Source organism: Pseudomonas sp. R4-34-07 (genome assembly GCF_003852375.1).
Taxonomy (GTDB): Bacteria; Pseudomonadota; Gammaproteobacteria; order Pseudomonadales; family Pseudomonadaceae; genus Aquipseudomonas.
Map to the genome: position 1 here is coordinate 1 of NZ_CP027760.1, position 17,656 is coordinate 17,656.

At 59.1% G+C, this 17,656-nt stretch carries 14 protein-coding genes; 7 read left to right on the plus strand and 7 right to left on the minus strand.

The annotated features are described in order from the left end of the window. The 4 genes from dnaA to gyrB are packed head-to-tail and all read left to right on the plus strand — an operon-like array spanning position 1 to position 6,194. Complete coding sequence (dnaA, locus tag C4J85_RS00005; protein ID WP_124408690.1) at positions 1–1,506, plus strand: chromosomal replication initiator protein DnaA; 1,506 nt, start codon at positions 1–3, stop codon at positions 1,504–1,506. Between the two features lie 38 nt (positions 1,507–1,544). Further along, positions 1,545–2,648 carry a DNA polymerase III subunit beta gene (gene dnaN / locus C4J85_RS00010; RefSeq protein ID WP_124365235.1) on the plus strand — a complete coding sequence of 368 codons (1,104 nt, stop codon included), beginning with the start codon at positions 1,545–1,547 and terminating at the stop codon, positions 2,646–2,648. 20 nt (positions 2,649–2,668) lie between these two features. Beyond that, positions 2,669–3,772 (plus strand): DNA replication/repair protein RecF, encoded by a 1,104-nt coding sequence (gene recF, locus C4J85_RS00015; protein ID WP_124360576.1) that lies wholly within the window; start codon positions 2,669–2,671, stop codon positions 3,770–3,772. Between the two features lie 4 nt (positions 3,773–3,776). Then, complete coding sequence (gene gyrB, locus C4J85_RS00020; RefSeq protein WP_124360577.1) at positions 3,777–6,194, plus strand: DNA topoisomerase (ATP-hydrolyzing) subunit B; 2,418 nt, start codon at positions 3,777–3,779, stop codon at positions 6,192–6,194. 90 nt (positions 6,195–6,284) lie between these two features. On the opposite strand, the gene C4J85_RS00025 is transcribed toward gyrB, so the two are convergent. Next, a complete protein-coding gene (locus C4J85_RS00025; protein ID WP_124408691.1) occupies positions 6,285–7,007 on the minus strand; it encodes a response regulator transcription factor in 723 nt (240 codons plus the stop codon). A 371-nt stretch (positions 7,008–7,378) separates the two neighbouring features. Between C4J85_RS00025 and C4J85_RS00030 the strand changes: the two genes are divergently transcribed. Continuing rightward, the gene (locus tag C4J85_RS00030; protein WP_124408692.1) at positions 7,379–9,655 is read left to right on the plus strand and encodes a CHASE2 domain-containing protein; all 2,277 of its coding nucleotides are present in this window, start codon (positions 7,379–7,381) and stop codon (positions 9,653–9,655) included. 180 nt (positions 9,656–9,835) lie between these two features. On the opposite strand, the gene C4J85_RS00035 is transcribed toward C4J85_RS00030, so the two are convergent. The 4 genes from C4J85_RS00035 to glyQ form a co-directional block, all read right to left on the minus strand. Then, positions 9,836–10,606 carry a 1-acyl-sn-glycerol-3-phosphate acyltransferase gene (locus C4J85_RS00035; protein WP_124365238.1) on the minus strand — a complete coding sequence of 257 codons (771 nt, stop codon included), beginning with the start codon at positions 10,604–10,606 and terminating at the stop codon, positions 9,836–9,838. A gap of 82 nt (positions 10,607–10,688) precedes the next feature. After that, the gene (gene gmhB / locus C4J85_RS00040; RefSeq protein ID WP_177412761.1) at positions 10,689–11,228 is read right to left on the minus strand and encodes a D-glycero-beta-D-manno-heptose 1,7-bisphosphate 7-phosphatase; all 540 of its coding nucleotides are present in this window, start codon (positions 11,226–11,228) and stop codon (positions 10,689–10,691) included. Next, positions 11,228–13,282 (minus strand): glycine--tRNA ligase subunit beta, encoded by a 2,055-nt coding sequence (glyS, locus tag C4J85_RS00045; protein ID WP_124408693.1) that lies wholly within the window; start codon positions 13,280–13,282, stop codon positions 11,228–11,230. The genes gmhB and glyS overlap by 1 nt, the downstream gene beginning before the upstream one ends. Next, a complete protein-coding gene (gene glyQ / locus C4J85_RS00050; protein WP_003187265.1) occupies positions 13,279–14,232 on the minus strand; it encodes a glycine--tRNA ligase subunit alpha in 954 nt (317 codons plus the stop codon). Before glyQ ends, glyS begins: the two co-directional genes overlap by 4 nt. Before the next feature lie 81 nt (positions 14,233–14,313). On the opposite strand from glyQ, the gene C4J85_RS00055 reads away from it, so the two are divergent. Continuing rightward, the gene (locus tag C4J85_RS00055) at positions 14,314–14,871 is read left to right on the plus strand and encodes a DNA-3-methyladenine glycosylase I (protein ID WP_124408694.1); all 558 of its coding nucleotides are present in this window, start codon (positions 14,314–14,316) and stop codon (positions 14,869–14,871) included. Positions 14,872–14,911: 40 nt separating this feature from the next. Beyond that, positions 14,912–15,799, plus strand: coding sequence for a lysophospholipid acyltransferase (locus C4J85_RS00060; protein WP_124360583.1), 888 nt, complete (start codon positions 14,912–14,914; stop codon positions 15,797–15,799). Between the two features lie 135 nt (positions 15,800–15,934). Here the strand turns inward: C4J85_RS00060 and C4J85_RS00065 are convergent, their stop codons facing one another. Beyond that, positions 15,935–16,246 (minus strand): tetratricopeptide repeat protein, encoded by a 312-nt coding sequence (locus C4J85_RS00065; protein ID WP_124408695.1) that lies wholly within the window; start codon positions 16,244–16,246, stop codon positions 15,935–15,937. A gap of 16 nt (positions 16,247–16,262) precedes the next feature. Continuing rightward, the gene (gene trkA / locus C4J85_RS00070) at positions 16,263–17,636 is read right to left on the minus strand and encodes a Trk system potassium transporter TrkA (protein WP_124360585.1); all 1,374 of its coding nucleotides are present in this window, start codon (positions 17,634–17,636) and stop codon (positions 16,263–16,265) included. Between the last annotated feature and the right edge of the window lie 20 nt (positions 17,637–17,656).

The following is a 17,656-nucleotide window of genomic DNA, read 5'->3' on the forward strand; positions in this document are numbered from 1 at the left end:
GTGTCAGTGGAACTTTGGCAGCAATGCGTGGAGCTTTTGCGCGATGAGCTGCCTGCCCAGCAATTCAACACCTGGATCCGTCCGCTACAGGTCGAAGCCGAAGGCGACGAGTTGCGTGTCTACGCGCCCAATCGTTTTGTTCTCGACTGGGTTAACGAGAAGTACCTGAGCCGCGTTCTCGAATTGCTCGACGAACATGGCAACGGCATCGCGCCCGTGCTCTCCTTATTAATAGGCAGCAAACGCAGCTCCGCACCTCGCGCTGCTCCGAATGCGCCATTGGCAGCGGCTGCTTCCCAGTCCCAGGCTGCACCGGTTGCCGCTGCCCCTGCGCCGACGCCTTCCAAGTCTTCCGTGCATAAAAATGCACTGGAGAACGAAGAGCCGTCCCGTGACAGCTTCGACCCCATGGCAGGTGCCAGCTCTCAGCAAGCTCCCGTGCGTGCCGAGCAGCGCACTGTGCAGGTTGAAGGCGCGCTCAAGCACACCAGCTATCTGAACCGCACCTTTACCTTCGAGAATTTTGTCGAAGGTAAATCCAACCAGCTGGCCCGTGCGGCCGCCTGGCAAGTGGCCGACAACCCCAAGCACGGTTACAACCCGCTCTTCCTTTATGGCGGGGTTGGCTTGGGTAAAACGCACTTGATGCACGCTGTGGGTAACCACCTGTTAAAGAAGAACCCGAATGCCAAGGTGGTCTACCTGCACTCGGAGCGCTTCGTGGCTGACATGGTCAAGGCGCTACAGCTCAATGCCATCAACGAGTTCAAGCGTTTCTATCGCTCCGTTGATGCGTTGCTGATCGATGACATTCAATTCTTCGCGCGCAAGGAACGTTCCCAGGAAGAGTTTTTCCACACGTTCAACGCGCTGCTCGAAGGCGGACAGCAGGTCATCCTCACCAGTGACCGTTACCCCAAAGAGATCGAAGGCCTGGAAGAGCGCTTGAAATCGCGATTCGGCTGGGGGTTGACCGTTGCTGTAGAGCCACCAGAGCTGGAAACCCGCGTCGCGATCCTGATGAAAAAGGCCGACCAGGCCAAAGTTGATCTGCCCCACGATGCCGCGTTCTTTATCGCCCAGCGTATTCGTTCCAACGTGCGTGAGCTGGAAGGCGCGCTCAAGCGGGTTATCGCGCACTCGCACTTCATGGGCCGTGACATCACCATCGAGCTGATTCGCGAATCCCTGAAAGACTTGCTGGCACTGCAGGACAAACTGGTGAGTGTGGATAACATCCAGCGTACCGTTGCCGAGTACTACAAGATCAAGATTTCCGACCTGCTATCCAAGCGCCGTTCGCGTTCGGTAGCGCGTCCGCGCCAGGTGGCCATGGCCCTCTCCAAGGAGCTGACCAACCACAGCCTGCCGGAAATCGGCGATGTGTTTGGCGGTCGCGACCACACCACGGTTTTGCACGCGTGCCGCAAGATCAACGAACTTAAGGAATCCGACGCGGATATTCGCGAGGACTACAAGAACCTGCTGCGTACACTGACTACGTGATGACACCAGCGCAGCTTATTAAGGCAAGGGACTAGACCATGCATTTCACCATTCAACGCGAAGCCCTGTTGAAACCCCTGCAACTGGTCGCAGGCGTCGTCGAGCGCCGACAGACCTTGCCGGTGCTGTCCAACGTACTGCTGGTGGTCGAAGGCCAGCAGCTGTCCTTGACCGGTACCGACCTGGAAGTCGAACTGGTTGGCCGCGTGCAGCTCGAAGAGCCCGCCGAACCCGGCGAAATCACCGTGCCGGCGCGCAAGCTGATGGATATCTGCAAGAGCCTGCCGAACGACGCGCTGATCGACATCAAGCTCGACGAGCAGAAGTTGGTGGTCAAGGCGGGTCGCAGTCGTTTCACCTTGTCGACCTTGCCGGCCAATGACTTCCCTACGGTTGAAGAAGGCCCGGGTTCGCTGACCTGCAGCCTGGAGCAAAGCAAACTGCGTCGCTTGATCGAGCGCACCAGCTTCGCCATGGCCCAGCAGGACGTGCGTTACTACCTTAACGGCATGCTGCTGGAAGTGTCCGAAGGCATCATCCGTGCTGTGGCAACTGACGGCCACCGCTTGGCGATGTGTTCGATGCGCGCCGATATCGGCCAACCGGATCGTCACCAGGTCATCGTGCCGCGTAAAGGCATCCTCGAGTTGGCCCGCTTGCTCACCGAGCCGGACGGCAACGTCAGCATCGTCCTGGGGCAACACCACATCCGCGCAACCACCGGCGAATTTACCTTCACCTCCAAGCTGGTTGACGGCAAATTCCCGGATTACGAGCGCGTACTGCCTAAAGGCGGTGACAAGCTGGTGCTCGGCGATCGCCAGGCTCTGCGTGAGGCATTCAGCCGTACGGCCATTCTCTCGAACGAGAAGTACCGGGGTATTCGCCTGCAATTGGCCAACGGTCAGTTGAAGATCCAGGCCAATAACCCGGAGCAGGAAGAAGCCGAAGAAGAAGTAGGCGTTGACTACAACGGCGGTTCGCTGGAAATCGGCTTCAACGTGAGCTACCTGCTGGACGTGCTGGGTGTGATGACCACCGAACAGGTTCGCCTGATTCTGTCGGACTCCAACAGCAGCGCGCTGGTACAAGAATCCGATAACGACGACTCGGCTTACGTTGTTATGCCGATGCGCCTGTAATCATGCTCAGCAGAAGCTAGATGTCCCTCAGTCGCGTCTCGGTCACCGCGGTGCGCAATCTGCACCCGGTGACCTTCTCCCCTTCCCCTCGCATCAATATTCTCCATGGCGCCAATGGCAGTGGCAAAACCAGCGTGCTGGAAGCCATCCACCTGCTGGGCCTCGCCCGTTCCTTCCGCAGCGCCCGCCTGTTACCAGTGATTCAATACGAGCAGCTGGCGTGCACGGTATTTGGCCAAGTTGAATTGGCCGAGGGTGGACACAGCGCCCTGGGGATATCCCGCGATCGCGGCGGAGAGTTTCAGATTCGCATCGACGGGCAGAATGCGCGCAGTGCTGCGCAATTGGCAGAAATCCTGCCGTTGCAGTTGATCAACCCCGACAGCTTCCGCCTGTTGGAAGGCGCACCGAAGATCCGCAGACAATTCCTCGATTGGGGAGTGTTCCACGTGGAACCGCGTTTCATGGCCACTTGGCAGCGCCTGCAGAAGGCCCTGCGGCAGCGGAACTCGTGGCTGCGGCATGGTACACTTGACGCCGCTTCACAAGCGGCGTGGGACCGGGAACTGTGCCTGGCCAGCGACGAAATAGATGAATACCGCCGTGCCTATATCAAAGCCTTGAAACCAGTCTTTGAGCAGACCTTGAGCGAGTTGTTGGACCTTGAGGGGCTGACGCTGAGTTATTACCGAGGTTGGGACAAAGAACGTGAGCTGAGTGCAGTGCTTGCGACGTCCCTGCAGCGTGATCAGCAAATTGGCCACACCCAGGCCGGGCCCCAACGCGCTGATTTGCGCCTTAGATTAGGCGCTCATAATGCTGCGGATATCCTGTCCCGCGGTCAGCAGAAGTTGGTGGTGTGTGCATTGCGTATTGCGCAAGGGCATCTGGTTAGCCAGTCCCGACGCGGCCAATGTATTTATCTTGTGGATGACTTGCCGTCCGAACTCGACGAGCAACACCGCCGCGCGCTATGCCGCTTATTGGAAGACTTACGCTGCCAAGTGTTTATCACCTGTGTAGACCACGAATTATTGAGGGAAGGCTGGCAGACGGAAACGCCAGTCGCTTTGTTCCACGTGGAACAAGGCCGTATCACCCAGACCCACGACCATCGGGAGTGAAGGCATGAGCGAAGAACACACGTACGACTCGACCAGCATTAAAGTGCTGAAAGGTTTGGATGCCGTACGCAAACGTCCCGGTATGTACATTGGCGACACCGATGATGGTAGCGGTCTGCACCACATGGTGTTCGAGGTGGTCGATAACTCCATCGACGAAGCTCTGGCCGGTCACTGCGACGACATCAGCATCATCATCCACCCGGATGAATCCATTACCGTACGCGACAACGGTCGCGGTATTCCGGTAGACGTGCACAAAGAAGAAGGCGTCTCGGCGGCGGAGGTCATCATGACCGTGCTCCACGCCGGCGGTAAGTTCGACGACAACTCCTATAAAGTGTCTGGCGGCTTGCACGGCGTAGGTGTCTCGGTAGTGAACGCTCTGTCCGAAGAGCTGGTTCTCACCGTACGCCGCAGCGGCAAAATCTGGGAACAAACTTACGTCCACGGTGTGCCACAGGAACCGATGAAAATCGTCGGTGACAGTGAAACCACGGGCACCCAGATTCACTTCAAGCCCTCGGCTGAAACTTTCAAGAACATCCACTTCAGCTGGGACATCCTGGCTAAGCGGATTCGCGAACTGTCATTCCTCAACTCCGGTGTGGGCATCGTCCTCAAGGACGAGCGCAGCGCCAAGGAAGAGCTGTTCAAGTACGAAGGCGGCCTGCGCGCGTTCGTTGAATACCTGAACACCAACAAGACTGCGGTCAACCAGGTGTTCCACTTCAACATCCAGCGTGAAGACGGCATCGGCGTGGAAATCGCCCTGCAGTGGAACGACAGCTTCAACGAGAACCTGTTGTGCTTCACCAACAATATTCCTCAGCGCGATGGCGGTACTCACCTGGTGGGTTTCCGTTCCGCGCTGACGCGCAACCTGAACACCTACATCGAAGCGGAAGGTTTGGCGAAGAAGCACAAAGTCGCCACCACCGGTGATGATGCCCGTGAAGGTTTGACCGCGATTATTTCGGTCAAGGTTCCGGACCCCAAGTTCAGTTCCCAAACCAAAGACAAGCTGGTGTCTTCCGAAGTGAAGACCGCGGTGGAACAGGAGATGGGCAAGTACTTCTCTGACTTCCTGCTGGAGAACCCGAACGAAGCCAAATTGGTCGTCGGTAAGATGATCGATGCCGCGCGTGCGCGTGAAGCGGCGCGTAAAGCCCGTGAGATGACGCGTCGTAAAGGCGCACTGGACATCGCTGGCCTGCCAGGCAAATTAGCCGACTGCCAGGAGAAGGACCCTGCCCTCTCCGAGCTGTACCTGGTGGAAGGTGACTCTGCTGGCGGTTCCGCCAAGCAGGGTCGCAACCGCCGTACCCAGGCTATCCTGCCGTTGAAGGGTAAGATCCTCAACGTCGAGAAAGCACGCTTCGACAAGATGATTTCTTCCCAGGAAGTCGGCACCTTGATCACCGCATTGGGCTGCGGTATTGGTCGTGATGAATACAACATCGACAAGCTGCGTTATCACAACATCATTATCATGACCGATGCTGACGTCGACGGTTCGCACATTCGTACCCTGCTGCTGACCTTCTTCTTCCGTCAGTTGCCTGAATTGATCGAGCGCGGCTATATCTACATCGCCCAGCCGCCGTTGTACAAAGTGAAAAAGGGCAAGCAAGAGCAATACATCAAAGACGACGACGCCATGGAAGAGTACATGACGCAGTCGGCCCTGGAAGATGCCAGCCTGCACTTGAACGACGAAGCCCCAGGCATCTCCGGAGAGGCGCTGGAGCGCTTGGTCAACGACTTCCGCATGGTGATGAAGACGCTCAAGCGGCTGTCGCGCCTGTACCCCCAGGAGCTGACCGAGCACTTCATCTACTTGCCGGCCGTAAGCCTGGAGCAGCTGGGCGACCATGCTGCCATGCAGGATTGGCTGGCCCAGTACGAAGTGCGGCTGCGCACAGTAGAGAAGTCTGGCCTGGTGTACAAAGCCAGTCTGCGCGAAGACCGTGAACGCAACGTGTGGCTGCCTGAGGTTGAACTGATCTCGCACGGCCTGTCGAACTACGTCACCTTCAACCGCGACTTCTTCGGCAGCAACGACTATAAGACGGTGGTCACCCTCGGCGCGCAATTGAGCACGCTGCTGGACGACGGCGCTTATATTCAGCGTGGCGAACGCAAGAAGCAGGTCAAGGAGTTCAAAGAAGCTTTGGACTGGTTGATGACCGAAAGTACCAAGCGTCACACCATCCAGCGATACAAAGGTCTGGGCGAAATGAACCCGGATCAGCTGTGGGAAACCACCATGGACCCGGCTCAGCGTCGCATGCTGCGAGTGACCATCGAAGACGCCATTGGCGCAGACCAGATCTTCAACACCCTGATGGGTGATGCGGTCGAGCCTCGTCGTGACTTCATCGAGAGCAATGCCTTGGCGGTGTCTAACCTGGATTTCTGATCAGGTACCGGCAAACAAAAAGGCCAACGCTAGCGTTGGCCTTTTTTATGGGTGTTTGTTGAGCATTATTGAAATGCTCCACGTGGAACATCATCCCTCGGCGGGCGCCGCCACACTCTCTAACCGATAGCCGTACCCGTAGATCGTCAGCAGCTGCCATCCTCGGTCCGCCGTTAATCCGAGCTTGTTGCGCAAGCGGTAGATATGCGTATCCAGGGGGCGAGACGATACCATTTCCTCATGGGACCAAAACCGCTCATACAGGTATTCGCGAGACAGTGGCCGCGCCAGGTTGGCAAACAGGCAGCTGGCCAAGCGGTACTCCCGTTCGGTGAGATTGATCGGTGTGCCGGCGCGTGTCACCGTCAACTCGGCATCATCGAACGTCAGGTCATTGAAGCTTTGAACTTCATTGCTGGCGGACTTTTGCAGCCCATGTCGACGCAGGACGGCGCTGACGCGAGCCTTGAGTTCATTAGGACGAAAGGGTTTGCTGACGTAGTCGTCCGCTCCACTGTTGAGCGCCGTGACGATATCGCTCTCCGCATCGCGGCTGGTGAGCATGATCACGGCCGGTGGTGACTCCATGTGCTCGCGGGTCCAGCGCAACAACGCAATGCCGCTGATATCCGGCAGTTGCCAGTCGAGTATCAACAGGTCGAAGGTTTCACGGCGCAGTTGGCGCAGCAGGTCCTCGCCGCGCTCAAAACAATGCACGGACCAGGGCTGTTCCGAAGTGCTGGGAATCTGTCGCAGTGTCTGTTCTACCCGTCTCAACTCGGCGGGCTCGTCATCCAGTATTGCGACACGCATGAGTGGATCCTTCCTGCAAAAATACGGCAGCTTAATCAGGGGCGCCTTGTGCACATACACAGACCCGCCGATGAATCTGAACAATTATGGGCGGATACAACGAACTCCGAAACTCTGGGTACGCTGATATCAAAGGACCGTAACCAGCGAAAATCCTAGGCCCTCAAGGGGAAGATACCGGCTCCTGGCTATGAGGAAAAGGATCGATATACGCTATGGTGACTACCGGGTCCTCCAGTAAGACCGAAATAAGCTTCACTGGTTTCAGTACCTCTAATGCGTCCCATCGTAACCACCTGGAGGGAGACCGGGCTTATGACAGGTTCATATGACGATCATCGATGTTATGGCGGGCCTGTAGCGGTGGCCCTGTGAAGCTATGGAGTAAAGCTGAAAAACGCCAACCCACCCGGGCGCAGCTGCTGTTCCACGGACTGGTGCGCGAATGGTTGCTGATTGGCCTGGTACTGTTGCCCTTCACCGCGTACCTATCCCTGAGTCCGGGCCTGGCGCTCAATAACCCGCTCTATGACAGCCTGCGCCAGTTGGCACCGTTGTCTGTGGACCCACGCATCGTACTGGTGACCATTGACGCGCCTAGCCTGGAAGAACTTGGCCCATGGCCCTGGCCGCGCAGTGTGCATGCAGACTTGATCGAACGGCTCAGTGCTGCCCAGCCGGCAGGGATCTTATTCGATGTGATCTTCAGTGAGCCGGGCGAAGGCGCGGGTGATCAACGATTGGCCGATGCCGTGTGCAATGCAGGCAATGTATTGCTGCCGATTGTGACGGATAGCCGGGCACGGTCCAGGCAGACCGGGGAGCCATTGTCGCCCTTGCTCAAGTGCGCCAGGGGCATCGGGCACATCAACGTCGAATCGGATAATGACGGTGTCGTGCGCAGCCTGTATCTACGCGAAGGTCCACCGGGAAGCACGCTGCCACAGCTGGCCTGGCTGGCATACACGTTGAACGGGCAAACATCGACGATGCCCGGCATGCCGCTTGAGCCCCGCAGTCAGCAATGGCACCAGGAGCATGAGATTCGCGTTCCGTTTACCTCTGCCCAGGAGCGCTTTCCAAGTGTTTCCTACGTCAGCGTACTGCGTGGCGAGGTGGCTCCAGACGCGCTGCGCGGTCGACTGGTTCTGGTCGGCGCCACGGCCTATGGAATGGGCGAAAGTTTCGTTACCCCGCTGTCCGCGACCGGCTCGACCGCGGGCGTGGAGATCCAAGCCAATGTGCTTAACGGTTTACTGCAGGGGCGCAGCATTGTCGATCTGCCGGGTTGGCTGGCGGCCTTGATGGCTACGTCCGTGGTGGCATTGTTGCTGGGCCTGCTGCTGTATCGCCCGCGTTATGCGCTATGGATGACCCTGGGCTGCATGGCCGCGTCGGTACTGATGTCGTGGGCGTTACTGAGCCTGGGCCATTGGTGGTCGCCTTCGGCCTGCCTGATTGGGTTGTTGCTCAGCTATCTGATCTGGAACTGGCGGCGCCTGAGCGTAATCCTCGCCTACTTCGGTTGGGAACTGGCGCGCCTGGATAACGAACCGAAAGTATTGCCAGAGCGGCGTCGTGCACCGGCCAGCAAGGGCGATGTGCTTCAGGGGCGCATCTTCGCCCTCGAGCAGGCGGTCAGTCGCACCCGGGATACACAGCGCTTTATGGCGGATGGACTGGAATGCCTGCCGGTCGCAACACTGATCACCGATCCCCAGGGGAGCATCCTGTTGGCCAATCGCGTTGCCCGTGACGTATTCGGCAACGACCTGGTACGCGAAAAGCTCCTCGAACAGCTCGCCGACCTGGGTTACCCACCGCTGCATAACGGCGTGCGCCCTGCCCTGTCTGCACTGGAGCTGGTCGAGTTTCGTGATATCCACCAACGCAGTTTGCGCATGGAGCTTGCGCCCTTGCTTCCAGCCGAGGGCGATATCGCCCTTGGCTGGCTGCTGAGCCTCACGGATTTAAGCAAGGAACGCGAAGCCCAACAGCATCGCGAGACCATGCTGCGCTTTCTGTCCCATGACTTGCGCGCACCGCATTCGGCAATTCTTGCGCTGTTGGATGTACACGACAGTGAATCGCCCATTTTTGGCCAGATCGAACAACAGGTCCGACGGGCGCTGAGCCTCACCGAGTCCTTCGTGCAATTGGCGAAAGCCGAGGCTGACGGCTATCAATTCCAACCTACGTTGTTCGCCATGCTGGTAATGGATGCTTTCGATCAGGTGGCGGTCATTGCCCAGCTCAAGGGCATTCATCTGGTTCACGATCTGGATGAAGCAGACGAAGGCATGGTGCTCGCCGATCAATCGCTGCTCACCCGCGCGCTATTCAATGTGCTGGAAAACGCGATCAAGTATTCGCCATCCGGCACCACCGTCCGGTTGAGTCATGGCTGTGTGGAGGGTTGGTTGGAATGCCGCATCAGCGATCAGGGGCCCGGAATTGCGCCAGAAGATTTGCCAGAGCTGTTCAACCAATACCGGCGCTTCAATTCGGCCCAAGGCAGTGACGGCCTAGGGTTGGGCCTGACCATGGTGAAGGCCGTCGTAGAACGCCACGGTGGGCATGTCAGCTGTGAAAGCGAGCTGGGCATGGGTTCGACGTTCATCCTGCAACTGCCACCGTTGGAGGACTGAAAACGATCTTTTCTGCTGTGCATAAAAAACCGGTCACAAAGACCGGTTTTTTTATGAAGAAAAAACTTATGCACGTTTTCTGAGATTTTATGCGCTTCAGAAATATGCCTGTAAATCAGCAGGTTACTGAGAAAAAATGCACATTTTCCAACAAACCGTACACAGCTTATCCACAGATGCTCAAATCTCCGGCGTCTCTACCACTACGGGCTCCGGCGGCAACGAACCCATGGCCCGTTGCTGTGCTTCATTCCAGGCAGCGGCGCGGTCGTTCAATGCAGCGATGGCACGCGGGCCTTCGCCTTCTGCATACATGGGCTCGCCGATCACCACGGTAATGGTGCCTGGGCGTTTGGCCCAGCCGGTCTTGGGCCAGAACTTGCCGGCGTTATGGGCAATAGGCAACACCGGCAGGTTGGCGTTGACCGCCAGCGCAGTGCCACCTCGGGAGAATTTGCCGACAGTGCCATAAGGCACACGCGTACCTTCCGGGAAGATCAGCACCCAAACGCCATCCTTGAGCAGCTCGTCGCCCTTCTTGGCGACATGCTTGAGCGCCGCCTTGGGATTGTCACGGTCGATCGCAATCGGGCGCAGCATTGCCATGGCCCAACCAAAGAACGGCACGTAGAGCAGCTCACGCTTGAGCACTTGGCTCAAGGGCGAAAAGTATGCCGAGAGAAAGAACGTTTCCCAGGTGCTCTGATGGTTAGACAGGATCACACAGGGCTGGTCCGGGACGTTTTCGGCGCCCTTGACCTCGAAACGGATATTCAGGAATACCTTGGACAGCCACAACGCGCAGCGGCACCAATACACATTGATGAAGCGATAGCGCGCCTTGAACGGCAGGAACGGTGCAATAAAAAAGCTCAGGGTGCACCAGAGAAACGAACTGGTGCCCAGCAGCAGGTAAAAGAAAAAGGTTCTGATGGCCTGCAAGATCGACATGGCGGCATTTACCGTTGCGGGACACGGCCCGCCTGTTAAAAGCGCACTCCCGAACAATCCTTGGTCAGGAAGTCGAGGGCGGCTAGTTGTTGATAAGTTCTGCGGCAACCGCCGCCAGATCGTCAAAAATCAAAGTGCCTACCGGCAGGTTTTTCGCCTGGGTCTTTTCGCCTTTCCCGGTCTTTACCAAAACTGGCTGAGAGTCGACGGCTTTGGCCGCCTCCAGGTCACCGAGACTGTCCCCGACGAACCATATCCCAGCCAAGGGCACCTTGTAATGTTCTGCAATGGTTTTCAACATCCCAGGCTTGGGCTTGCGGCAAGCGCAGCCCTCATCCGGCCCGTGGGGGCAGTACACCACCAGCCCCACCTCACCGCCCTGCTCCGCCACCAATGTGCGCAAGCGCGCATGCATGGCGTCCAGGGTGGCAATGTCGTAATAACCGCGGGCGATGCCGGACTGGTTAGTGGCAATGGCCACCGTCCAGCCGGCTTTGCTCAACTGCGCGATGGCCTCGATCGAACCGGGCAATGGAATCCATTCCGCCACCGACTTGATGTAAGCGTCGGAGTCGTAATTGATCACCCCGTCCCGATCGAGAATCAGCAGTTTCAACATGATCAGCCCAGTACGGAAATGTCAGCGATGTTGATGAACAACCCGCGCAGACGCGCCAGCATGGCGTAGCGGTTTTTCCGCACGCCGGCATCTTCGGCGTTGATCATCACCGCTTCGAAGAACGCATCCACCGGCTCACGCAGCGACGCCAGGCGCGCCAACGCTTCGGCGTAGTTACGCTCGGCGATCAGCGGCTTCACGGCGTTTTCGGCCTTGGCGATAGCTGAGTTCAGCGAGAACTCCTTGGCGTCGGCAAACAGACCTGGGTCGACTTCGGCAGTGCCGAGGTTGTCGGCTTTGCTCAGCAGGTTCGATACACGTTTGTTCACGGCGGCCAGGGCATCGGCTTCCGGCAGCTTGCGGAACGCCTGTACGGCTTGTACGCGCTGGTCGAAGTCCAGCGCCGAACCCGGTTGCAGGGCACGTACCGACAGGTAGACGGAAACGTCCACGCCTTCGTCTTCGTAACGCGCACGCAGGCGGTCGAACACGAACTCCAGCACTTGCTCGGCAAGGCCCGCTTGCTTGACCTTGGTACCGAACTGGCCGACCGCAAACACCACGGCCTGGGTCAGGTCGAGGTCCAGCTTCTTGTCGATCAGGATACGCAGCACGCCCAGGGCCGCACGACGCAGGGCATACGGGTCTTTGCTGCCGGTAGGCAACATGCCGATACCGAAGATACCGACGAGGGTGTCCAGCTTGTCGGCGATGGCCACGGCCGCACCGGTCAGGGTGGTCGGCAATTCAGCGCCGGCACCGCGCGGCATGTACTGCTCGTTCAGCGCCAGGGCCACGTCGTCCGGCTCGCCGTCGTTGAGGGCGTAGTAGTAACCGGCGACGCCTTGCATCTCAGGGAATTCGCCGACCATCTCGGTGGCCAGGTCGCACTTGGACAGCAGGCCGGCACGCGCGGCCCAGGCAGCGTCGCCGCCAATGCGCGGCGCAATGTAGGCCGCCAGCTTGGAAACGCGCACGGCCTTGTCGTAGACGCTGCCGAGTTTTTCCTGGAACACCACGTTTTGCAGGCGCAGGTTGAAGTCTTCGAGCTTCTGCTTCTTGTCTTGCTTGAAGAAGAACTCGGCATCAGTCAGGCGCGGGCGCACGACTTTCTCGTTACCGGCGATGATCTGTTGCGGGTCCTTGCTCTCGATGTTGGCCACGGTGATAAAGCGCGGCAGCAACTTGCCATCCACATCCAGCAGGCAGAAGTACTTCTGGTTGTCCTGCATGGTGGTGATCAGTGCTTCCTGCGGCACATCGAGGAAACGTTCTTCGAACGAGCACACCAGCGGCACGGGCCACTCAACCAGGGCGGTCACTTCGTCGAGCAGGCTTGGCGGCACGATGGCGGTGCCTTCCTGCAGGCGGGCCAGCTCTTCGGTGCGCTTGCTGATCAGCTCGCGACGCTCATTGGCATCGGCCAGCACATAGGCGCCGCGCAGGTCATCGAGGTAGCTGGCCGGCGAGGTGATGCGCACGCTCTGCGGATGGTGGAAGCGGTGGCCACGGGAATCGCGGCCGGCCTTCTGGGCGAGGATGGTGCACTCGATGACCTGGTCACCGAGCAGCATCACCAGCCACTGGGTTGGGCGTACGAACTCTTCCTTGCGAGCACCCCAGCGCATGCGCTTGGGGATTGGCAGGTCGTTCAGGGAGTCTTCGACGATGGTCGGCAACAGGCTGGCCGTTGGCTTGCCGGCGATGACCTGGCTGAAACGCAGTTTCGGGCCGCTCTGGTCAATTTCGCTCAGCTCGACGCCGCACTTCTTGGCAAAGCCCAGTGCTGCCTGAGTCGGGTTGCCTTCGGCGTCGAACGCGGCCTGACGCGGCGGGCCATCCAGGTTGATATTGCGGTCCGGCTGCTGGGTTTCCAGCGCGGTGAGCAATACCGCCAGGCGGCGTGGCGCGGCGTAGACCTTCTTTGCGGCGAACTTCAGGCCAGCGCTGTGCAGGCCTTTTTCGATACCGGCCAGGAACGCATCGGCCAGGGTATTCAGTGCCTTGGGTGGCAACTCTTCGGTGCCCAGTTCAACCAGGAAATCTTGAGCACTCATTGTGCAGCCTCCAGCTTAGCCAACACTTCATCACGCAAATCCGGGGTTGCCATCGGGAAGCCCAGCTTGGCGCGAGCCAGCAGGTAGGCTTGGGCGACGGAACGCGCCAGGGTGCGTACACGCAGGATGTATTGCTGGCGCGCGGTTACCGAGATGGCACGGCGCGCGTCCAGCAGGTTGAAGGTATGGGACGCCTTCAACACCATTTCATAGCTTGGCAACGGCAGCGGCTGGTCGAGTTCGATCAGGCGCTTGGCTTCGCTTTCATAGAAGTCGAACAGTTCGAACAGCTTGTCGACGTTGGCGTGTTCGAAGTTGTAAGTGGACTGCTCCACTTCGTTCTGGTGGAACACGTCGCCGTAGGTGACCTTGCCGAACGGCCCGTCAGCCCACACCAGGTCGTAGACCGAGTCCACGCCTTGCAGGTACATGGCCAGGCGCTCGAGGCCGTAGGTGATTTCGCCGGTTACCGGGTAGCACTCGATGCCGCCCGCTTGCTGGAAGTACGTGAATTGCGTCACTTCCATGCCGTTGAGCCACACTTCCCAGCCCAGGCCCCAAGCGCCAAGGGTCGGTGATTCCCAGTTGTCTTCGACAAAACGGATGTCGTGGACCAGTGGGTCCAGGCCGACATGTTTCAGCGAGCCCAGGTACAGTTCCTGGAAGTTGTCCGGGTTGGGCTTCAATACCACCTGGAACTGGTAGTAATGCTGCAGGCGGTTCGGGTTCTCGCCGTAGCGGCCGTCAGTCGGGCGACGACTGGGCTGCACATAAGCGGCGTTCCAGGTTTCCGGGCCGATGGCCCGCAGGAATGTAGCGGTGTGGAAAGTGCCGGCGCCTACTTCCATATCGTAGGGCTGAAGTACCACACAACCTTGCTCGGCCCAGTATTGCTGGAGGGCGAGGATCAAGTCTTGGAAGGTACGCACGGCTGGCGTAGGCTGGCTCACGAAATTCACCTGTTACTTGGGCTGCGATTTAAAGAGCGGGAGTATACCCGATTCGGCCCTGCCACCACTCCCTGGAGCCTTATGCCACGCTGCTTTTGGTGTTCTGAAGATCCGCTGTACATGGCTTATCACGATCAAGAGTGGGGAACGCCGCTGCGCGATGCGCAGGGTTTGTTCGAGTTGCTTTTGCTCGAAGGGTTCCAGGCGGGCCTGTCCTGGATCACGGTTTTACGCAAACGCGAGCATTACCGGAAGGTCTTGTTCGGCTTTGATGCGCAGCGCCTGGCGCAGCTGACCGACGCTGAAATCGAAGCGCTGATGCTCGACCCAGGCATTGTGCGCAACCGTCTGAAGCTCAACGCCACACGCCGCAATGCCGCAGCCTGGCTGGCGCTGGAAGACCCGGTGGGTTTGCTCTGGTCATTCGTCGGCGGCGTGCCCAAGGTCAATCACTTCAAGGATCGCAGCGAAGTCCCGGCGATTACGCCCGAGGCGCAAGCGATGAGCAAAGCCTTGAAAAAGGCCGGCTTCACTTTTGTTGGGCCGACCATTTGCTACGCGTTCATGCAGGCCTCGGGCATGGTCATGGACCACACTCAGGACTGCGACCGTTACGCGGACCTGGCCAACGCCGGTTAGAATGCGCGCTTTGCGTACCACACACGATCAGGAGTGACCTGTGGAAAAGTTTAAAGGCGCCTTGCTGGTAGGCGCTCTTCGGTTGTTTGCCCTGCTGCCCTGGCGCGCCGTACAGGCCGTCGGCACGGGCATCGGCTGGATCATGTGGAAAACCCCCAACCGCTCCCGCGACACGGTGCGGATCAATCTGTCCAAATGCTTCCCGGACATGGACCCGGCCGAGCGCGAGCGCCTGGTGGGCCGCAGCCTGATGGACATCGGCAAGTCATTGACCGAAAGCGCCTGCGCCTGGATCTGGCCGGCCCAGCGTTCCATCGACCTGGTGCGCGAAGTTGAAGGCCTGGAGGTGCTGCACGAGGCCTTGGCATCGGGTAAAGGCGTGGTGGGCATCACCAGCCACCTGGGCAACTGGGAAGTGCTCAACCACTTCTATTGCAGCCAGTGCAAGCCGATCATTTTCTATCGCCCGCCCAAGCTCAAGGCTGTTGACGACTTGTTGCGCAAGCAACGCGTGCAACTGGGCAACCGCGTGGCGGCGTCCACCAAGGAAGGCATTCTCAGCGTGATCAAGGAAGTGCGCAAAGGCGGTCAGGTGGGAATCCCTGCCGACCCGGAGCCGGCTGAATCCGCCGGGATCTTCGTGCCGTTCTTCGCGACCCAGGCGCTGACCAGCAAGTTCGTACCGAACATGCTCGCGGGCCACAAGGCGGTCGGCGTGTTCCTGCACGCCCTGCGCCTGCCGGACGGCTCAGGCTACAAAGTGATCCTGGAAGCGGCCCCGGAAGACATGTACAGCACCGACACCGCCACGTCCTGCGCGGCGATGAGCAAGGTAGTGGAACGGTACGTCGGCGCCTACCCGAGCCAGTACATGTGGAGCATGAAGCGCTTCAAGAAACGCCCGCCGGGCGAGGCGCGGTGGTACTGATTCACCGCTGACTCAAACACAACACAAAACCAATGTGGGAGGGGGCTTGCCCCCGATAGCGGTGGTTCAGCCAACCATGCACTGGCTGACACACTGCTATCGGGAGCAAGCCCCCTCCCACATTTTGATTTGCGTTCAGGCTTGGCGGTCGAGTTTCTTCAGGAACACCGTCATCTCTTTTTCGGCCTGTTTGTCGCCATGGGCCTGGGCCGCCTGTATGCCTCTTTCCCACGCGTCTCGCGCGGCAGCGTTATCACCCTGCCCCAACTGCGCCTTGCCCAACAACTTCCACGCCGCCGAATACTTGGGGTCGAACTCGACACATTTCTGTAGGTGCTCCGCCGCCTTGGCATTGTCCTTCAAGTCCAGATAACCCTTGCCCAAGCCAAAGCGCAGCAGCGAATTATCCACACCCTTGGCGAGCATTTTCTCCAGGGATTCGTGCATGTCAGTCACTCCTTGATCAGAAAAAGCTCAACCCCACGTGGAACAGCTTCTCCACATCGCGGATATGTTTCTTGTCCACCAGGAACAGGATCACATGGTCACCGGTGGCGATCACCGTATCGTCGTGGGCGATGATCACTTCTTCATCGCGAATGATTGCGCCGATGGTGGTGCCCGGTGGCAAGCCAATATCACGGATCGCCCTGCCGATGACCTTGCTCGACTTCGAGTCGCCATGGGCAATCGCCTCGATCGCCTCTGCCGCGCCACGGCGCAGGGAGTGCACGCTGACGATGTCGCCACGGCGCACATGCGCGAGCAACGTGCCGATGGTCGCCAATTGCGGGCTGATGGCGATGTCGATATCGCCGCCCTGGATCAGGTCGACATAGGCCGGGTTGTTGATGATGGTCATCACCTTCTTCGCACCCAGCCGCTTGGCCAGCAGCGAGGACATGATGTTGGCCTCGTCATCGTTGGTCAGCGCCAGGAAGATATCGGCGTCGGCGATGTTTTCTTCCATCAGCAGGTCGCGGTCCGAAGCGCTGCCTTGCAGTACGACGGTGCTGTCGAGGGTGTCGGACAAATGCCGGCAGCGCGCCGGGCTCATCTCGATGATCTTCACCTGATAGCGGCTTTCGATGGCCTCGGCCAGGCGCTCGCCGATCTGCCCGCCGCCTGCGATGACGATGCGTTTATAGGTTTCGTCGAGCCGGCGCATTTCGCTCATCACTGCGCGAATATTGGCCTTGGCCGCGATGAAAAACACTTCGTCATCAGCTTCGATAACGGTGTCGCCCTGGGGCAGGATCGGCCGGTCACGTCGGAAAATCGCCGCCACGCGGGTTTCCACATTCGGCATGTGTTCGCGCAGTTGGCGCAGTTGCTGGCCCACCAGCGGCCCGCCGTAGTAGGCCTTTACCGCGACCAGCTGCGCCTTGCCTCCGGCGAAGTCGATCACCTGCAAGGCGCCAGGAATTTCGATCAGGCGCTTGATGTAGTGAGTGACCACCTGTTCCGGGCTGATCAGCACGTCCACCGGAATGGCGTCGTTGTCGAACAGGCCGGCGCGGGTCAGGTAGGCCGCTTCGCGGACACGGGCGATCTTGGTCGGGGTGTGGAACAGCGTGTGGGCGACCTGGCAGGCGACCATATTGGTCTCGTCGCTGTTGGTGACCGCCACAAGCATGTCGGCATCGTCGGCACCGGCCTGGCGCAGCACGGTCGGGAACGATGCGCGGCCTTGTACCGTGCGGATGTCCAGGCGGTCGCCCAGATTGCGCAGGCGCTCGGCATCGGTGTCGACCACGGTGATGTCGTTGGCCTCACTGGCCAAATGTTCAGCCAGCGTGCCACCGACCTGCCCTGCCCCAAGGATGATGATTTTCATCCGGTCACTCCCTTAAACCC